General features: G+C 59.3%; 14 protein-coding genes. 12 read left to right on the forward strand and 2 right to left on the reverse strand.

Features of this window, described 5'->3' with window-relative positions:
- Positions 1–11: 11 nt before the first annotated feature.
- From QWI75_RS10010 to QWI75_RS10025, 4 genes are all read left to right on the forward strand, one after another.
- A complete protein-coding gene (locus QWI75_RS10010; protein WP_213041802.1) occupies positions 12–1349 on the forward strand; it encodes a conjugal transfer protein TraH in 1338 nt (445 codons plus the stop codon).
- Between the two features lie 33 nt (positions 1350–1382).
- Positions 1383–5552: a conjugal transfer protein TraG N-terminal domain-containing protein gene (locus tag QWI75_RS10015; RefSeq protein ID WP_213041801.1), complete on the forward strand. Its 4170-nt coding sequence runs from the start codon at positions 1383–1385 to the stop codon at positions 5550–5552.
- A 139-nt stretch (positions 5553–5691) separates the two neighbouring features.
- Positions 5692–5922 carry a hypothetical protein gene (locus tag QWI75_RS10020; protein ID WP_213041800.1) on the forward strand — a complete coding sequence of 77 codons (231 nt, stop codon included), beginning with the start codon at positions 5692–5694 and terminating at the stop codon, positions 5920–5922.
- Positions 5923–6497: 575 nt separating this feature from the next.
- Positions 6498–7028: a TIGR02391 family protein gene (locus QWI75_RS10025; RefSeq protein WP_289268512.1), complete on the forward strand. Its 531-nt coding sequence runs from the start codon at positions 6498–6500 to the stop codon at positions 7026–7028.
- 98 nt (positions 7029–7126) lie between these two features.
- Here the strand turns inward: QWI75_RS10025 and QWI75_RS10030 are convergent, their stop codons facing one another.
- Together QWI75_RS10030 and QWI75_RS10035 are read right to left on the reverse strand one after the other, a co-directional pair.
- The gene (locus QWI75_RS10030; RefSeq protein ID WP_289268513.1) at positions 7127–7666 is read right to left on the reverse strand and encodes a hypothetical protein; all 540 of its coding nucleotides are present in this window, start codon (positions 7664–7666) and stop codon (positions 7127–7129) included.
- A 605-nt stretch (positions 7667–8271) separates the two neighbouring features.
- Positions 8272–9567: a hypothetical protein gene (locus tag QWI75_RS10035; RefSeq protein ID WP_213041797.1), complete on the reverse strand. Its 1296-nt coding sequence runs from the start codon at positions 9565–9567 to the stop codon at positions 8272–8274.
- 178 nt (positions 9568–9745) lie between these two features.
- Here QWI75_RS10035 and QWI75_RS10040 point away from each other — a divergent pair, with 178 nt between their 5' ends.
- From QWI75_RS10040 to QWI75_RS10075, 8 genes are all read left to right on the forward strand, one after another.
- Positions 9746–10372, forward strand: coding sequence for a hypothetical protein (locus QWI75_RS10040; protein ID WP_213041796.1), 627 nt, complete (start codon positions 9746–9748; stop codon positions 10370–10372).
- Positions 10373–10503: 131 nt separating this feature from the next.
- Positions 10504–11139 (forward strand): hypothetical protein, encoded by a 636-nt coding sequence (locus QWI75_RS10045; protein ID WP_289268514.1) that lies wholly within the window; start codon positions 10504–10506, stop codon positions 11137–11139.
- Positions 11140–11193: 54 nt separating this feature from the next.
- Positions 11194–12237: a prolipoprotein diacylglyceryl transferase gene (locus tag QWI75_RS10050; RefSeq protein ID WP_213041794.1), complete on the forward strand. Its 1044-nt coding sequence runs from the start codon at positions 11194–11196 to the stop codon at positions 12235–12237.
- Positions 12221–12700, forward strand: coding sequence for a heavy metal-binding domain-containing protein (locus QWI75_RS10055; RefSeq protein WP_213041793.1), 480 nt, complete (start codon positions 12221–12223; stop codon positions 12698–12700). Before QWI75_RS10050 ends, QWI75_RS10055 begins: the two co-directional genes overlap by 17 nt.
- A 1094-nt stretch (positions 12701–13794) precedes the next feature.
- Positions 13795–14754: a conjugal transfer protein TraN gene (gene traN / locus QWI75_RS10060; protein ID WP_289268515.1), complete on the forward strand. Its 960-nt coding sequence runs from the start codon at positions 13795–13797 to the stop codon at positions 14752–14754.
- Between the two features lie 18 nt (positions 14755–14772).
- The gene (locus QWI75_RS10065) at positions 14773–15327 is read left to right on the forward strand and encodes a transglycosylase SLT domain-containing protein (RefSeq protein ID WP_213041791.1); all 555 of its coding nucleotides are present in this window, start codon (positions 14773–14775) and stop codon (positions 15325–15327) included.
- A gap of 180 nt (positions 15328–15507) precedes the next feature.
- Entirely contained in the window at positions 15508–15939 is a 432-nt protein-coding gene (locus QWI75_RS10070; protein WP_289268516.1) for a transcription termination/antitermination protein NusG, read from the forward strand.
- Positions 15940–16002: 63 nt separating this feature from the next.
- A complete protein-coding gene (locus QWI75_RS10075; RefSeq protein WP_289268517.1) occupies positions 16003–17280 on the forward strand; it encodes an HD domain-containing protein in 1278 nt (425 codons plus the stop codon).
- The last annotated feature ends 1 nt before the right edge of the window (position 17281 follow it).

The raw sequence follows: 17281 nt of genomic DNA on the forward strand, positions 1-17281 counted from the left end.
AAGAGGTGACTATGGCAACACGGATACTGCGGACCCTGTTCATCGTCGGCGCGATGGTCTGGATGCCGGCCGTCGCCTCGGCTCAGAGCGTCAATGATTCCCTCCAGTCCATGTTCGATAGCTGGGGCGTCGTCAGCACGGCGATACCGGGGGCCTATGAGAGCCAAAGCCGCGGGTATCTCGCCGCGGGCGCCTACTCGATCCGGCTGAACAACGACAACTTCTCGCTCTGGAATATCAACCCTCCACGGTTCCGGCGGGGCTGCGCGGGCATCGACACGTACCTGGGCAGTTTCTCCTACGCCAAGCTGAACCGGTACGTCGATATGCTCCAGCAGTTCGGCGGGTCCGTGGTGTTGGGCTATGCCTTCCAGCTCGCGATGAAAGAACTCTGCGAGACCTGCTCGAACGTCCTCAACATGATCGAGACCGCGTCCAGGACGTTGAATGCGCTGGGCCGGATTCAACCGTGCCAGGCCGGACAGGAGGTGGGGGAAGCGCTCGCCCAGAGCATGAAGGATCCGGACAAGCTCAACCAGTACGCGTACCGGAAATGGCAGCAGTTCAAGACCCAAACCGGCATCACCGGGGATCCGTGGGAAGATCGGGACAGCGCCCAGGATAATACGTCGGCTGATGCGGCAGCGGCTCTGAAGGGCACGGAATACGACATCACGGGGAATCTCGTGTGGAACGTCTTGAAGCAGGCAGGAGTGGAAGATCAGACCGCTCGCATCATCATGTCGACGACCGGCACAATCATTGTGAATGACCAGGGCCAGTCCGAGTATCATCCGCCCACGATCAACTTCTCCGACTTGATCGATGTGGTGCCGGCGGAGACCGTCCGGGTCTACGCCTGCACCGATGATCCCGCCCAATGCCTCCAGATCCAGCCTCAGAATGAAACGGCGATGGAAGGGTTCAAGAGCCGCACGGCAACGGCGCTGCAGAACATCGTGACCAATCTCTATAGTAAGACCGCGATGAGCGCGGCGGATGTGACGCTGGTGAACATGAGCCCGATCCCGGTGCTGAAGATCTTGACGGATTACGGGCATCCGAATGAAGTCGCGACCCAGTTGGTACGGATGACGAGCGAGGTGGTGGCCATCGAAATGGCGATTCAATGGATGGAGTGGGCCGTGAACAACGCGATCCAGCAGGGGGCCAAGATCAAACAGCTCAAGCCCAGCTTTGCCGTGGATACGGCTGAATTCCGGAAAGAGGCGCACGAGGTGCTCGCCGAAGCCTACGCCGAGGCAGCGAAGCGTTCGGCCCACCTCCAGAATATCTACAACGTCACAAAGATGGCCCTGGAGCAGGGACAGTATCGCACGGCCCGCTAGGGTGCCGTGAGCTGAGGCCGGAGCGGACAGCCAATGTGGCAGATCTTTACGTTCGGGAACGGGGATGTCATCGCGGCGGTGATCACGGGCCTCAAGGTGATGATGACCACGGGGGCTTATGAAAGCCTCTTCAGGCTCGGCCTGCTCGGCCTGGTGGTCTTCGCCTTGCTCCATGTGACCTTCAACCGTCGGTTCCTCGGCCCCCTACTGATCGGCGCGGTCGGGCTGCTGTACGCCTCGGTATTCGTGACGGCCGACGTCTCGATCGAAGATCAGGTCAATGCGGCGGTGCCCGACACGATCGTGACCGGGGTGCCGGTGCTGATCGCGTTTCCGGCCTACGTCTCTGGTCAGGTGGGGTATCACCTCACCTCCATCACCGAGACGGCGCTCTTGTTGCCGACCGGCTATCGTTCCACGGGATCGGTGATCAACCGCCCGTTGTTCGAGACGCAGAAGCTGCTCGACTTCACGCTCCCTGACAGCGATCTGTGGAAAAACCTCGTCCAGTATCTCATGAACTGCACGCTGAAGGAGATCGACTACAACCAACTGAACCGCACGGCTGTGGAGAAGGCGACCGATGCTCTTGGCGCGATCGCGGCGACCAATCCCGCTCTGAGTTCACCGTGGTATCAGAATGGCAATATCCAGCCCACTGCGCAGCTCTGCACGGACTTCTACGCGAACGTCATCACGCCGGGCTTTACGACACCGGCGCCCGAATATCTGGAAGCCACCCAGAAGCTGCGTTCGTCGCTCGGTGCGGACCCTGCGACTCCTGGAGACGAGTTGCCAGTGATTGATCAACTCCGGACGACCCTGCTCGGTGTGCCGGGACAGACTTCGGACCAGGTTCTCCGGAATATCGTGATCGTGAAGGCCTGGAAGGAGGCATGGGCCCAGAGGGCCAAGACGATGAACGATGTGCCGTCGGCAGTGAAGCTGGCTCAGGAGGCCACAACCCAGGATTTGAAGTATCAGGCCTATACCAAGTCCTATATCGCCGCGAAGTTCCTCCCCGTGCTCCGAACGGTCGCGGAAGGCCTGGTGTATCTGGTCACCCCGTTCATCGCCGTGATGGCCCTGTCCGGCTCCATGACTCGGGTCCTCGGCCTCTACGGGCGGAGCTTCGCATGGCTCGCCATGTGGGGGCCGCTCTATGCGGTCGTAAATTTCGTCATGTATTTCGAAGCTAACGCCAAGGTCAAGGATCTCATCATCAATTCGGGGTTCGCCGACGCCATCACGTTCAATTCGTTCGACCCGATCCGAGAGTACATCGTCGGGATCAATTCCATGGCGACGGATCTCACGCTGGCGGTACCGGCCGTCGCCTGGGGCCTGGTCTGGGCCGGAGGGAATCTCGCCTCTTCGCTCACCGGAAGTCTCTCCGCTCCTCTCTCTGCCGCCGGCCAGGAAGCAGGGCGGTTCGCTCGTGGTCACGGGCAGGTCATGTCGGAACCACCGTCCTATCTGATGGAGCCGGTTCGGATGGAGACTGCAGGACGTTCCGCGTCGCAAGAGAGCTATACAGTCCCGGTTGGCGTCGGCGGCCTGCGGGTCGATGCGCAAACAGGGGTCTCGACTCTACATCACGCTGATGGCGGGACGACCCGCATCGGGGCGAACGGCATGGTGACCTACCAGGGGCCGACGGGAGGGTTCTCGCGGCGCGCGAGCGAGCTGGCTCCCACCGGCGCCTGGTATGAGAGCGGCGCGTTCCGTCGCGACGAGTTCGATCACGCGGCCGGCCGGATAGTGCAGAAACAGTTCGAAGTCCGCGGGGCCACGATCGATAAAAGTTTCAGCTACGAGCATGATGGTGTCCTCCACTCGGTCCGGGAAGAATACAACCAGGAAACGGGAAGAACCGTCCGCCGCGTGGATTCCTCGATTAAGGATGGCGTGAGCCGGGTCGAGACGAGCACGCAGTGGGGGCCGCAACAGGTCAGCGAAACGGGTCCTGTCATGGCCTGGGCGGTCCATCCCGATGGCCGGCAGGAACCGGTCACCGGCACCCTCTCACGTTCGGGTCTGCGCCTCGGCCACGAGGACTTCTGGGGCGAAGGGCAGCTGGTGACCTCCGGCGACGGCCCGACCCGCGAATACAAGGGACGACTCACCGGACAGAAGATCAACGGGATCTCGGTCTTCGCCGTCTCGCAGGGAGGCTATAAAGAGGGCGTCGTCGGGGAGGTGCTGAGAGAGGATGCCAATCTCCGCTACTACCACAGCGCCGATGGCACCTTTTATACTCGCGAGGCGGCGGAGAGCATTGACGTGCGCAAACTGGACGGGGAGATGGAGACGATTCAGGGCAAGGCGAGGGAATTCGGTCGTGTGACTGTGGGATCAGATGAAAAGTTCCAGCACAATCCCCTCACGTATGAAATCGAAAGCACCAAGGGCGACCACAAGGCTGCCTATTCAGGGGAGATCCATGTCGATGCAGAGGGAAGGAAGTTTCTCCAAGCGACGGCGGGTGGGACAGAGCGGAGCAACAAGGATCGCTTCGTCGATGCGGGGATGGAGTATGTCTACAAGACCGGTGACAACGGCGGCAAGAGCTACACTGCGGATGGCGTGAGGCTTCAACGGATCATCGGGCTTCTTCCCGAGAATGAGGCGGTGATCAGGCAGGTGGCGACGCACGAGGAAGGGAACGTGATCCAGCTTGCCAACGGCCAGGAGCGGCGCGTCCCCACGTCGGTCAGTCTGTCTTATTCAATTCCCGGAGGGGTGACGAAATCCTTGACCGGCAATTACGACCACCAGGGAGATTTTCACATCGCTGCCGGGCAGAGCAGGGAAGGGGTGGAATTTCTGACGCTTGACCAGTATCGCGGGCAGGAGGTTGCCGTCCGCGGCGTGAGAAGCAATCAGACGGGAGAAGCAATCTTCAGCCACGCGGAGGGAGGCCGAAAGACAGAACTGTGGGACTATGTGTCACACGTGATGGGATGGCAGGAAAAGGAACAATACCTCAAAGACAAACCGATTCAGTGGAAGGATGGGACGACCGGGCAGACCCACAAGGGACATTTCTTCGGCCTGTTCGATCAGGAAGGGAACCTGCTGGAGGGCAGCGTGGTCAATGACCTGAGGAGCCAGGCGTTCGTGATGAAGCAGAATCCGCTGACGAAAGAATACGAGACCGGCTTCATTGACATGCATCAAGATCCCGATTCGCATGCCTCCGTGGCGACCTACACGACCCTTTCTACCGAACAGATCGGCGCGGACGGGACCGCTCGGACATTGACGCTGGGGCCGCAAGCAGGGAATGGCACGAGAGAGATCCTCTCGGATATCGGAACAGGCGGGAGAAAGACCGACCTGTTCCATGACTACACCCATGAAACAGGCGGGCATTTCGTCGAGCGGTTCGAGGAATTCCATCGGATGCAGGGTGGGACTCTCTCCGAAATGCATAACACACGCATGTTCAGCGGCACCAAGTGGATTCCCGATCCCGTCCATCAGGGGCAACATCATCCCGTGCAGATGCGTGGCTTCATGGATGAACAAGGGAACGTGGTCTACGCCGAATTTCAGAGCGGCCAGTATGGGAAGACGTGGAACTACAAGGTGGTCGATGGAAAGGCGCAATGGGGAGTGGCCGAGACCGCTCAGCCCACGTCTGGTGGACCGGGATTGACGAATTTCCGTTCGCTTTCCAAGAACGAGGTGGAATCGAGTGGCTTGGCCTCGACCCAGGTTATTGGGCCTGACGGAAAGCTGCTCTATGAGAAAGGGGATAGCGGCATACAGGTGATCGAATGGGATGTGTACAGGCAGGAACTCCAGCGACGGGTGAACATCGGCGCCGAGTATGCTGTGTTTGGGCACTGGGATGCGAAAGAACTCACCAATGAAGACAGCGGGGCGAAGCAAACTTTAAAAGCGATTGGGGCCGGCAAAACCGCTGTTGACATTGTAACGGGTGCCGGTAATTTGGCTATGACAGGTCGGCGACTTGGCGGGGCATTCGGAGGCGGAACCGGCGCTGCAGGTCCAAAAGGAGGACCACTTCCAGAAGGAGGTCCCACTGGTCGGCCTGGCATGCAGCCTGGGCTGGGGACTTCGCCGCAGAGTATGGAGGATCTCCAGAGGTTCCAGGAGGATCTTACGCATGCCCTCAAGAAAAGCGGGATCGATATTACTGGGGCGAAGGGCGCTGGTAAGCACATTCAACCGTGATCCCTTCGCATCAATAGGAGTGCTTGATGCGTGTAGCGGGATCGGAACACTATCGCTTGTCACGCGGGTAGCATTGAAAATGGCTACTGTTCGTCAATTTAGGTAAACTTTCGCCTGACAACATGTAGGTTCACTCATCATGATGTGGACTCAATTAGAGGTCTTCTGGCGGCGGCTGAAGAACTGGTGGAAGGGCCTCGGATGGGAGCTATCTCAACGAGGAGATGAGTTGGGTCTGTTGGATCCTGATCCTGAGTCCAGCAGGGAGGAACTTAATCCAGGAACCGGTTACCCCATGATCGATGAGATCATCGATGTTCATGGCAACACCTATGGGAGAGGAGAAGACTCTCTCTGCGATAATGATTAGCGGTTCCCTGGCGTGATGACGGTTATCAAGTCGTATTGTTCTTGAGGAGGGTCATCACACCTTTTGATGTTGGGCTACGACTGATCTGGTGCAAGATGCGAAGACAGAGAGGCGAGGCGGGCGTGGAATAAACAGCCCGGCTGACTGCCTCTGACTCAAAGTGATTGGTCGAGATACACCGCGGGCTGATAGCCGGATGGACTGCAGGATTGGCAGCCTATCTCAGTGATTGGCACCAGACGGAGCGATGGATAAGTGTGTGAGTTCGAAGTAAACTTGGGCATCGGCACATTATTCAGGTTGCCTCAATATACTGCGGGGAAAGCCTGCAGCAGACTTATTAGTTCGGCGTCATATTTCTACGCCCCTATATCATGGCCACTTTGACATCAGTAATCCCCGACGTAGACGTGCTTGTGGCACTAGCGCCTGAAGAACTTGCTGAGGTCGTTCTGCGGCTCGCCCATGAGCGCCGGCAAAACGGCCTCATTCACCTACAGTCCTTGGTGTCAGACATTCACGGTACTCCAGGAGCCTCGGACGGCTATCCCCAGAACCGGAAACGAGATGCTGAGTTGGCGCTTGCCGAGGCATGGAATTGGCTGTCGGTGCAGGGCCTTCTGATTCCGGAGCCAAGAACGAACGGGAACAATGGATGGATGCTTCTGAGCCGCCGCGCCCGAACAATATTGGCTAACGACTCGTTCAAGACTTATGCGCGCAGCGTTGCGTTCCCGAAGGCATTGTTGCATCCGTCAATAGCCGATGAAGTCTGGCTCGACATTGTTCGCGGTGACTTAGAAACCGCAGTGTTCAAGGCATTTCGGGCGGTCGAAGTAGCTGTGCGAGAGGCCGGACACTTTGCCGATACGGATATTGGAACCGCGCTAATGCGCAAGGCATTCGACAAAATGACCGGTCCGCTCTCTAATTTGCAGCAGCCCGAGGCGGAGCGTGAGGCATTGGCACATTTGTTTGCCGGAGCAATCGGTTCATACAAGAACCCACATTCTCATCGCACTGTTTCCATCAGCGACGCGACGGAAGCCCAAGAAATGGTCATCTTGGCGAGCCACTTGCTTCGCATTGTTGATAGCAGGCGGTAGCCTATGACGCCGATCCCATCATTCCACCGGACGTGCGCGAAAAGCCGCGCAGGCCGGTGAATTCAGACGTTAGACGCGCTCGATTTTCTATGGCTATGTCATGGGAAGCTTCCGCAAGGTGTTTTTGGTGCTTGAGCGGTGATAAGCCGGAGGTCCTCGGAGAGCATTGAAGCCATAGGGAATGCGGTGGTGGGAGTGACTGGGAGGCGGATCGTTCCGAGGACTTCTCCAGAGGGGATCGACGATACTTGCAGGACGACCTCGGCTGCTGTCTGGGTAGTATCGATGTTTCCGGTGATAAGTACGGTGGCCGGAATCCAGCGGCCGAGCGCCACCTGTTGGCTGTCATGGACCCGGCCGCTGAGTTGAAACTGTTGTTCCTCGATGATTCTGGATTTTGTTGGATCGTCAGCGACGAAACAGATCTGTGCCTGCAAGAAGTGTTTCGCAAGAGACGCCTCGATGACCTCTTCGAGTACGGTAGGGAATCCTTGAAGTTTGGCGACCTGAACGACGAGCGGATGAGGCCAGCGCTCGGCCGGAATGGAATGAGTCGCGGCCTGGTAAGCTTTGGTGAGCTGTTTCGGTGAGACGTCGAGCATCGTCGTGATGGTATGTGGTCCCTGCCTATAGTTCACTTCCAATCTGCCTGTGTGCGCTTCCTGTGACGTAGCCCTTGCCTGATCGTTCCGGAGGAGATGCGCTAGTCGGAGGACTGTCCTCATAGCGGGAGTCGGATACGTCGCGAGTAGATCTGTCTGCCCGGCCCATTTCACGTCAATCCAGCCTCCCTTCACCGGCTCCCATCGTTCCGTCAGCTCGAGGGTGCGGTGAATGTTGCTGGGTAGGAGGATGGAGCCCTGAAGGGGTTCTCGCATGAGAAGTCGTCGGCATCCGTAAGGCATCGGTTCATCCGAAGCGTGGCCGAGCGTGAGGACGTACTTGATCATGCCGTACGGACACTGGAAGAGTCCGGGAACGATCGAGAGGGGCGAGAAGACGTAGCGGCGATAGTGTTGGGATGTCTCTGTCTGAACCGCGGTGGTCACGGCTGTCGCTTGCTCGATGGCCAGGGTCCAGCCCAGATGATCTGGGTGTACTTCTGTCCTGATCCGAAGGTGGCGGGTCGGATGGCGGTCGAGCTCGAACACGCGGGTCTGGGGAGGGCCCGCGACCTCCGGGACAAGTTCTGCACATCCCGCGAGAAGGAAGCTGATAAGCAGGGGAAGGAGGCGGCTGGTTCTCATTGTGTGATGAGCCATCCCTCCCGCCTCGTATCATTGTGGGGCGCGATGTCCCCCTGTGGGCGACCTGCGTGCATCACCGTGTCGAGGATCCGTGCGCTCATGGTGTCGAGAAACTCGGCCCACTGCCCGGGCGGGGCTTCCACGAGGAGATGAGCGAGAACTTCGCCCGTCTCGATGGAAGTGATGCTCGTCGTCGCGAGGTAGCCTTGTTCGTGGAGATTCCGGGCATACACGCGGACGAGAAGGGTTGCACCGGACCATTCCCCAATTCCGTTCTGCGCCGAGTCCCTGTAGCGGCCTTGATGGTGAGCCGCCTGTAGGTCTTCGGTTTCGGTGAGAAGCTCGTCGCGCGCGACGACAGCCAGATCCGACCGAGCAAAGTGTCGGAGCAGATGCGTCGCGATCGCTCGCGTTTCAGGAGCGGCAGCATTTCTATCGGGTTCCACGACGGTTCGGATTCTGATCGCTGATGGCCACCGGCCTGCGGGAGCCCGTGCCGCTTCCTGCTCGATGGCGGTGCGGAGCATCACGGTGGTCAACGGGATCGGATGAGAGACGAGAGGGCCTCCTGGTTGCTGGAGTTGAATCTCTGCGTGGCCGGAAAGGGTGTCGGAGATCTCGATGCCCTGCCGCGCGAGCAGGTTTGCGATCCAACGAGCTCGGAAGGTGATTGTCGGCTGCTGCGGACTCGGAGGAATGTCGATGCCGAGAGGATCCTTGCCGGGGAGCTGCCATACGAGCGCAAGAGAACCAGTCGTCACCGGCTGATCCTCCTCTTCAATCCGGCGATCCAGGCTGACATCGTTTCGCATCATCGTTGCTTCGAAGGAGTAGGCCTCGCCGCCGCCGGCCAGCGAGCAAGGTTCATAGAGGGCTGGTCGGCGCCACATCGGCGCCCCGGGATCAGCGAAAGCGAGTCCCGTCATCCCTAAGATTCCCCACGTCGGACATGTGACCCACCCTGCCACGAGTTTTGGAATTCTCCAGGTTTTCGCAGCCGGATAGACTCTGGTCTTCCACGTTTCCTGCTGCGTCACGTCGACATACCGTCGGATCCGTTGGATCGGCTGAACGGACCACCCAAGGCCATCGGTGTGGGTCGTGATCCGGAGTTCCGGAGGACCGATAGGCTCAGTGTGGTGAATGACCGGCACCTGCTGAACGTGGTCGAGGCTGACGGGTTTGTCGATCGGCGCGCAGTGGGGCAGCACAAGCGCAATGTAGACAAACCAGGGGAATGATGTATGGGGGACCGGTGGTTGGTCCGTGGGAGCTTGGTTTTGATGACCCATTTCTGCCTCGGTAGCAACCAGATGATGCGCAGCTTCCTCCAGAACTAATACAGGAGCGGAGGCGAAACGCAAGCCAAGGCAGAAGGGGCAAGTTGGCAGTCACGGGCGCGTCGAACTGGGGGAAAGCCCCTGACAGAGGCGGGAGTAATACAAAGGACGGAGGAAGGAAGCCGGCTTGATGGAGAAGATCGGGGACTTCGTGCTGGGTCGGGTTGTGAAGGCCTTACCGGACCGGGACAGTTACCTCATCCTAGTCCATGGCACGCAGCCCTTCGCTGTGCTTCCGAAGCAGTATGCCGACCGGCCCTATCGGGTCAAGGACACAATCTCGGCAGCGGTGTACCGGTTGGGTGAGGTGTATCCGGTCTTGTCCCAGCGCTGTCCCCATTACATCCGCCGTATTTCGGAATCCATCCTCCGTCCTGTGTTGGCGGCTGGTGAAGTCCGGATACGTCGGGTCGCCACGGGCCTCGGTTCGCCGTTTGTCAAGATCGCCGTCGAGAGTGAAGAGGGAGTCGACCCGGTCAGGTTGTGTGTGCCCTACCGTCAGAGCTACGCCAGCTACACCAGACTGATGGTGTCGTTTGTCCGGTACTCGACGGACCTGGGACGATTCATCCGCAATGCGCTGGCACCGGCACCGGTCGATCGTATCAGACGGATCGACGTGTTCCGGGAGGAGCAGATGGCGCGGGTACTGGTCCCGGCCGAGTGCAAGGGATATTTCCTGGGAAAGGGCGGCCTGAACATCGCGCTCGCGAGCAAGCTGACATCAGTGGCGATCGAGCTGAGGACAGAACAGTGATAGTCGCTCCGGGAGAGGAGGGTTCCATGGCATCGGCAACGCAACAGAATGGACAAGCAGGATCGGCGAGAAAGGAAGAGCAGGGGACGAATGGGCGGACTGGTCCAGCTGGTCAGGGAAGGAATCGCCCGATGCGCGGACGTCCCAGCCCCGAGGAACGGGCCGAGCACAACCGCGAACGGCTGCAAGATCCTCAGAGCCTGTTGCTCCTGCCGCGCACGCCCGAGGGGAGGGTTATCGTAGGGATGCTCTTCCCCCTGGATAAGGCTGTCAATCGGCTCCGGCTCAGCGCAGGACATTCCCTATCTGTCGGTGAGGTGCAGGCGCAGCTAGATCGTATCCATGAGTGGGTGCACTTGGGATACGAACTTCTGAAGGCGATGGGGGTCAGTGAGCAGGATTTCGCACCAGCGCCGGTCCTGAACTATCAGTATCGCCTCACCCTCGCCGGGCAACGGAATGCGCGGGTGATCACCCCGCGATCCGAGGAAACGAAGAAGGTGTCGCGGGTGGCGGAGAAGCTGGATGGAGTGATTCTTCACACACGGATGAGTTGCGACGATTTATCGCAGACGGAGCATCTGTTCACGAAGATTCACGAACTGATCAGGCGCCTCCACGAATTGATCGCGGATTTCTGTGCACAGGTGGAGTTGCCCTACCGAACGCCACGCGAAGCGGAGGACTTGTTTAGCGAGCCTCCGGACCGAGGCGCTCAAACGCCCATGACGGCGGGAGGAACTGTCCCTCCTCGGATAGCGACGTAACCCGCACAGCACTCAACATCGAGCCCAGGTGGTGGTGAACAAGGGGAGGAACGCATGATGCGCCTTTGGATTTGCAGTTTGATGGCGATGTTGCTGGTCGGATGCGTGAGTAGTGAGGAATATGAGCGAGTCCGGACTCAGTATGAGCATCTCAAGGACGTGAAAACAGAGTGGGAAACGGAGAAGGACGATTTGCAGCAGCGCGTGGATGCGGTTCATCGGGCCTACTCGAACGTGAGCAAGGATCAGGGCACGCTGCGGCTGCAACAGGACCAGACCAAGACAGAAGTCGCACGCGCCCGCGATGACGCCAGACTGCTCACAAGCAAACTGGCATCGCAGGAGTCTCGGGTCTCGGAGCTGGATCAAAAATTCGGCAAGGTCATGGACCAGCTCAGCTTCCTGGCGGAGACCAATGTGACGCTCACAAATCGGGTCGAATCCTTGATCGCCAAGATGGGGACCCTGATGGCCAGGATGAAGCCAGTGGCCTCGGGAGATCCGAAAGCCAAAGCTCCCGAACTACGCAAGGAGGCTGGCGCGAAGGACGGAGAAGGTCGGCCGGATGATGCGCTGCGGGAAACGGTCTCGAAGGTGGGTCCGAACACCACGGTTCCTTCGAACTCTGGGGAGGAAAGTAAGCAGACGGAGAACACCCAGTCTCCCGCCGTAGAACAGGCCATGCGGCAACTTGGAGTCAAAGCCGACCCGTCGGCCGTTGGGAGAGGAGCCGGGAAATCCGCTGCGGCCGTGAAGAACAGTCCGTTCACACCGGCGTCAAAGATCGCTCAGGGATCTGTCGATGGCAAGGGGCAGCGCTCTCCCGTGGAAACAAGCGGGAGTGCCATCCGGGATCCGGGGATCAAGAAAGGCGAACCAGAGCGGAAAGCAGGCGCCCAGGGGGCTCTGGGTCCGAGCGAGGGCACTGTGGCGGAAAGGATATCGATTCCGACCGAGACGTCTGGTTCACGGATTGGTCCTCCAGCGGAGCCTCTTGCCGCACCGCCACCTGGGACACTGACCTTCTCGCCTCAGCCGGCTGCCGACACCACCGTCCCGGAAAAAGGGGAGAAGAAGGGTGATGGCAAAGCGAGATAAGAAGGACATCGACTTTCTGAGTACGCAGAGTTATCCCGGTCGAGAGGTCGAGGCGTTAGGGCTGGTCGTGGAGATCCACACGGTGGGATTGGGCACGTTTCGCGACTATATCGCGCGGATTATGGACATCTTGGGTGGCCGGGTGAACACCTACGATAAGCCGGCTCGCAAGGCCATGGAGAAGGTGTTCGATAGTCTGCAGGACCAGGCTGGGGCTCTCGGTGCTGATGCGGTGATCGGGGTGGCGGTGGAAGTCTCACCGGTTCCCTTCAAAGGGATGGCCATGACCCAGGTCTTGGGATTTGGAACGGCGGTGCGATTTCTCAGGAAGGAAGTAAGTGAGTTTGAAGGAAGGGACGGTGTGCTCCCGCTGTCGGAGGAGTCCAAACGAGTCGTGAGTGAGATGACGGCTCGTTCCGGACGAGCGGTGGCGCGACCGACGATACCGATTCTGAAAAGCTAGGGAAGGGGTCGATGCCGCGCGTTCCGTTCCAATTCGTCGAGGTGATGCCGTCGTCGGCGGCCAGACCGCTCAGTCGATCGAGATGGCTCATGATTGTTGCGGCGCTGTCGGTAAGCTGTGCTGCGGCCTTGGTGAGACCGGCCACGGCGGCGGGGCCATGCGACAGCGTCGCCGATGCGTATGCACGGGCTCAATGTGTGTTGGGCGAGATGCAAGCTGCTGGTTCGGTCAGCCCTGGAAACTTGGCGCCGAATATGACGCAGACGCCTCAGTACGGCGGGGCTACCAGCTGTACAACCTCCGGCTGTTCGGGAGCGTCGCAGGAAGGGTATTTCAGCAACACGGGAGATATTGGCTCTCTCAATTCGGATTCCTCCAACGCGACGTTGACGGATCCAACGTATTCGACGCTCCAGGGGCAGAAATCGTCCAAAGATGGATGGGATGTGAGCACAACCGCTCCGGTCAAGACCGCCGAGGCGGTGGCCTCCAGCATCACTCCGTCACCAGGACTCAGCGCGACCTGTGTGGACGTCCCGACCTGTATCGAATGGGTTCCTGGCCCGCCCTCCATCCAGACCTGCCAAGTCCCCGGGATAGCCGAAACCATGTGCTACAGAACCTGGTCTCCTTCGTTGACGGCGGCAGCCTGTTCCGCGCCCCCGAATGGGACGCCTCCGGTGGATACCGAGACCTTATTCGACGGCTGCTCGCCCTACCAAGCGTTGGCGACGAGTGGACAAGCGACGCAGAAGTCAGAGACCTGTTTGGATAATGCCACACGCACGGTGACATGCTCAGACCCGACAGGGGCCGCGATCGGGACGGGTGGCGGCTGGGGAGGGTCTCACGATCACACTCCCGGGATGTCGCAAGCGTGGTACGGCATCAATTATGTGATTCCGACTCCCAACGGCACAGGAGGCTACACGTTGAAATTCAGTTTCTCCGGGAATGCTGTCGGAGAAAACAAGTACGGCTGTACGAACGCGAGCGGGAGTGCCGGAACGGTGGTGGTGTCAGAAGGTGGGGCAACCTCGATGACAGGCAGGCCGCCTTTTTGTAATCGTAAGTGTGGCTGCTGGGGCAACGGGATGACGTTTGTCCTGGGAACGGCGATCTGGACGGGACCGACGACGTTTCAGATTCCATTTACCTTTTGGTGGGAGGCCCATGCCTATAGCGTCACGATCACGGGTGGGCTCACGTGGCAAAGCTATAACGTGAGTCCGCAGTCCGGGTGCTGGAATGAGCAGCAGACCTGGCAGATTCAGAACCAGGCTCCCGATACCTGCCAATCGTATGTGGCGGCGGGCTGTACGCAGATCGGGTCGAGTTGCTCGCAATTCAATACCACCACCGGGACCTGCGAGATGTACACCAACACCTATTCCTGTGCGTCGACGCCCGTGTGCGACAAGACCGTCACGATGAAGCAATGCACTCAATGCGGAACGCCTGGGAGCTATGTGCCGTTTTGTGTGAATACGTCCACGCCGCCGGACCAATCTCTGGCTCTGTCCGCCACGTATCTCCAGCTGATCAAAGACGTCGAGAACGACTGGGATACGAGCAGTTTGCGAGTCTTCAACGGAACGAGGATGGCCTGCGATTACAGCACCATTGCGTCCGTGCTGATCAACTGTTGTGACGCGAGCGACCCGAGCAAATTGTTGGGAACCTGTTCGGACGAGGAGATTCAACTCGCAAAGGATCGGCAGTTGTACAAGGCCCACTACGTCGGCGATCGCTGCGTCGAGTGGATCAGCTTCGGGCTGGGAAAGGTCTGCATCCGAAAGGAGCAGGTGTTTTGTGATTTCAAGTCGGAACTGGCCCGCATTGTCCAGGAACAAGGCCGCGCCCAAATCGGTTGGCCCTGGGGTTCCGCCGATGCGCCAGAGTGTAGTGGGTTCAGCATCACGCAATTCTCCTCGTTGAATTTCGCCGCCATGGACTTTACCGAGTGGTACGTGCACGTCAGCGCGAATATCGATCCGGCGGCCGTGGCTTCCGACATGAACGCGAAGATTTGCGCCTACAGCGGAAAGTGCTAGCGCAGAGGCCAAAACGGCATGGTGCATATAGTTCTGGTTGGCGCGCTCCTGGTCATTGCGCTGGTTCCAATAGGAGCCGAAGCAATCGGCGGATCACCCCTCAGCGGGGACACCTACTGGTATCTGAACCATCGCTGCATTCAGGAGGCCGCGCACCGATACCAAGTCTCGCCTGTTCTGCTCGAAGCGATCGTGCACGTGGAGAGCGAAGGGAATCCCTTTGCGGTCGGGGTCAATCGCCAAGGCGAGGGTGAGTCGCGCGGCAGGCTGTCCTATACACAAGCGGCGGAGCTGGTCAGTCGCTTATGGCAGCAGGGCGCCAATTTTGATGTGGGACTGGGGCAGATCAACAGTCGCAATCTGGAACAGTATCGCGTGCATCCCGTCTATCTTCTGGATCCCTGTGTCAATTTGCAGTGGGCGGCGTTCGTGCTCCGGCAGAAGCTCGATCTGTTTGGAAACAATTGGGTCGCGATCGGACGGTATAACGGTTCGAAGCGGCTGACTCAGTATGTGTGGAAAGTCTATCGCTCGCTTGTTGATCTGGAACAGGTGAGGAAGACACGCCGATGACTTGCGAGCAAGCGGGTCTTGCTCCTGCACCTCCCGGACGGGTTTGAACAGCTCCAGCATACGGTCGCCCCTGTGTGCGGGACACTCACCAATCGTAGCGAGTCGCTGGGAGCATTTCATATACATTCGGGAATGAAATTGAATGGTTGAACAGTGGCTGGTGGCTGTCGAGGCGGGTCGGTGGAAGACGCGGACGTGAAGGTCGTTGCGATCGAGGCGGTTCCGGGCCATGAGAATCGGGTGATGCGATATTTGCAGCAACTTCACACCGCACGGATGACTGAACTCGTGAAGGGCTATGTGGTGTGCGAGTTGGATCGGACAAAGATTGAGGCGGTGTCGAAGTTTCCTGGTGTCAGGAGAGTGATGCCGATCGAGGATCTGTGCGATGCGGGAGCGTTAGGCGCACCTCCCAGTGCTCGTGAGGAGACGTTCGTTCCAGGAGACCTCGTGCGCATCGCCCATTGGCCGAGTGCGCCCGTGATCGGGTTCCTACGAGAGTGGGACGGGGAACAGGGGGTGGTGGACGTAGCCCTGTTCGGGCGAGCGATTCCCGTCCTCGTGACGCGGCCAGCGATTGAACCTGTTCCGTTGCCCGAACAATGGGCCTAGCCCGTGGTGAACCGATGGCTGAGTGCGGTGGTAACCCGATTGGGATGGAAGCAATCAGTCAGCGTGGCGGCGCCACAGCCTCGTGTGCCCGACCCGATTCAAATCGATTTGTCCGACCTGGCCAAGAACCTGTGGCTACCTTTGAACGTTGATTTCATGCGGATCGAGGTCGCGCCGGAGGAGGGTCAGGCGAACGATCGGGCCATGGAGGCCGAATCGGACGCGGCTCAGCCTGGTGATACTCCTGAAGCGAAGGAGGGCGCCTCTTCCGACATGCCTCCGAATCAATCCCGATCTGTGAGCCAGCCTCTCCGACCGGAAGGCCTTCAGTCCTCCGCCCTGGTGCGGGATCTACTGGTACCGTATCAGGCCATCCTCGAGGCACAGCGTGTGTGGGTGCCTATCCTGGAAATGGTGAAGGTGCTGGAGCAGTACGGGCACTGTCCGTCAGTGGTTGTCACTGCGCCAGAGAAGGATGAGGAACACAGCGATCTATACAGTATCCGCGACACATTGGCGAGAGTGACGCTGAAGGAGCACACCCATCGCGTTACGCTGCTGGCGATGAAGAGTCTCAAGGAAACCTATCGCGACTATGAGCCGCTGGTCCCGAAGATGCTGATGGCCGCGCTGGGCCATGATCTGGGAAAGATTCCGGTGTTCCGCGCGAGCGGGATCTACACGATGGGTGACCATCCCGCTGTGAGCGCGATGAAGGTGCAGGAACTCTTCGCAGGCTCCGACATTCCGTGGCTGAAGGAGTCGTTGGATGCGATCCGAGGACATCATCGAGCGAGTAAAGACCAGTTCGACGCTCTCCTGCGGCAGGCGGACGGACGGGCGCGAGAATTGGAGGTGGCTGCCTTCTCCAAGGAATTGAAAGTGCAGCCGTGGGAAAGCTGGTTTTCGGTTCCCCGCTTGCTGGAACTGATGGAGCCGAAGATCAACCAGCTCCAGCGGGGCGGGAGGTGGTCCGCCATCTCCATCAAGGATACGGTCTACGCGCATCCTGACCTGCTCCTCGACGCGGCCCGGCGCCTCTCCGCGGAGCGCAAGGTGGTGGATCTCTCTTTGATCCGGCTTTCCGATCGCGAGAAGGCCTTGCGCCGCATCGTCGATGAAGTACGGCGTGCTGACGTCCTTGCAGTACCGATCGGGGAGGGATTCTATGGGCGGAGCTATCAGATCATCATGAACAATCCGAGACGGAGAAATACGCTCCCACCTCGTAATTACTTTGTCCCGATCAAGCTGGAAGTCTTCAACGTGCCGGCGTCGGATCTGGAGGCCCGCAAGTCCGGTATCCTCCAAATCGTTGTCGAACTGCGGGCGATCTCGTAGG

Origin of the sequence: Nitrospira tepida (assembly GCF_947241125.1) — a bacterium.
Classification (GTDB): domain Bacteria; phylum Nitrospirota; class Nitrospiria; order Nitrospirales; family Nitrospiraceae; genus Nitrospira_G; species Nitrospira_G tepida.

Coding starts and splice junctions, on each gene's coding strand:
- QWI75_RS10010 (WP_213041802.1), top strand. CDS start 12: ATGGCAACACGGATACTGCGGACCCTGTTCATCGTCGGCGCGATGGTC.
- QWI75_RS10055 (WP_213041793.1), top strand. CDS start 12,221: ATGGCAAAGCGAGATAAGAAGGACATCGACTTTCTGAGTACGCAGAGT.
- QWI75_RS10035 (WP_213041797.1), bottom strand. CDS start 9,567: ATGGGTCATCAAAACCAAGCTCCCACGGACCAACCACCGGTCCCCCAT.
- traN (WP_289268515.1), top strand. CDS start 13,795: ATGACGTTTGTCCTGGGAACGGCGATCTGGACGGGACCGACGACGTTT.
- QWI75_RS10045 (WP_289268514.1), top strand. CDS start 10,504: ATGCGCGGACGTCCCAGCCCCGAGGAACGGGCCGAGCACAACCGCGAA.
- QWI75_RS10015 (WP_213041801.1), top strand. CDS start 1,383: ATGTGGCAGATCTTTACGTTCGGGAACGGGGATGTCATCGCGGCGGTG.
- QWI75_RS10050 (WP_213041794.1), top strand. CDS start 11,194: ATGATGCGCCTTTGGATTTGCAGTTTGATGGCGATGTTGCTGGTCGGA.
- QWI75_RS10040 (WP_213041796.1), top strand. CDS start 9,746: ATGGAGAAGATCGGGGACTTCGTGCTGGGTCGGGTTGTGAAGGCCTTA.
- QWI75_RS10020 (WP_213041800.1), top strand. CDS start 5,692: ATGATGTGGACTCAATTAGAGGTCTTCTGGCGGCGGCTGAAGAACTGG.
- QWI75_RS10065 (WP_213041791.1), top strand. CDS start 14,773: ATGGTGCATATAGTTCTGGTTGGCGCGCTCCTGGTCATTGCGCTGGTT.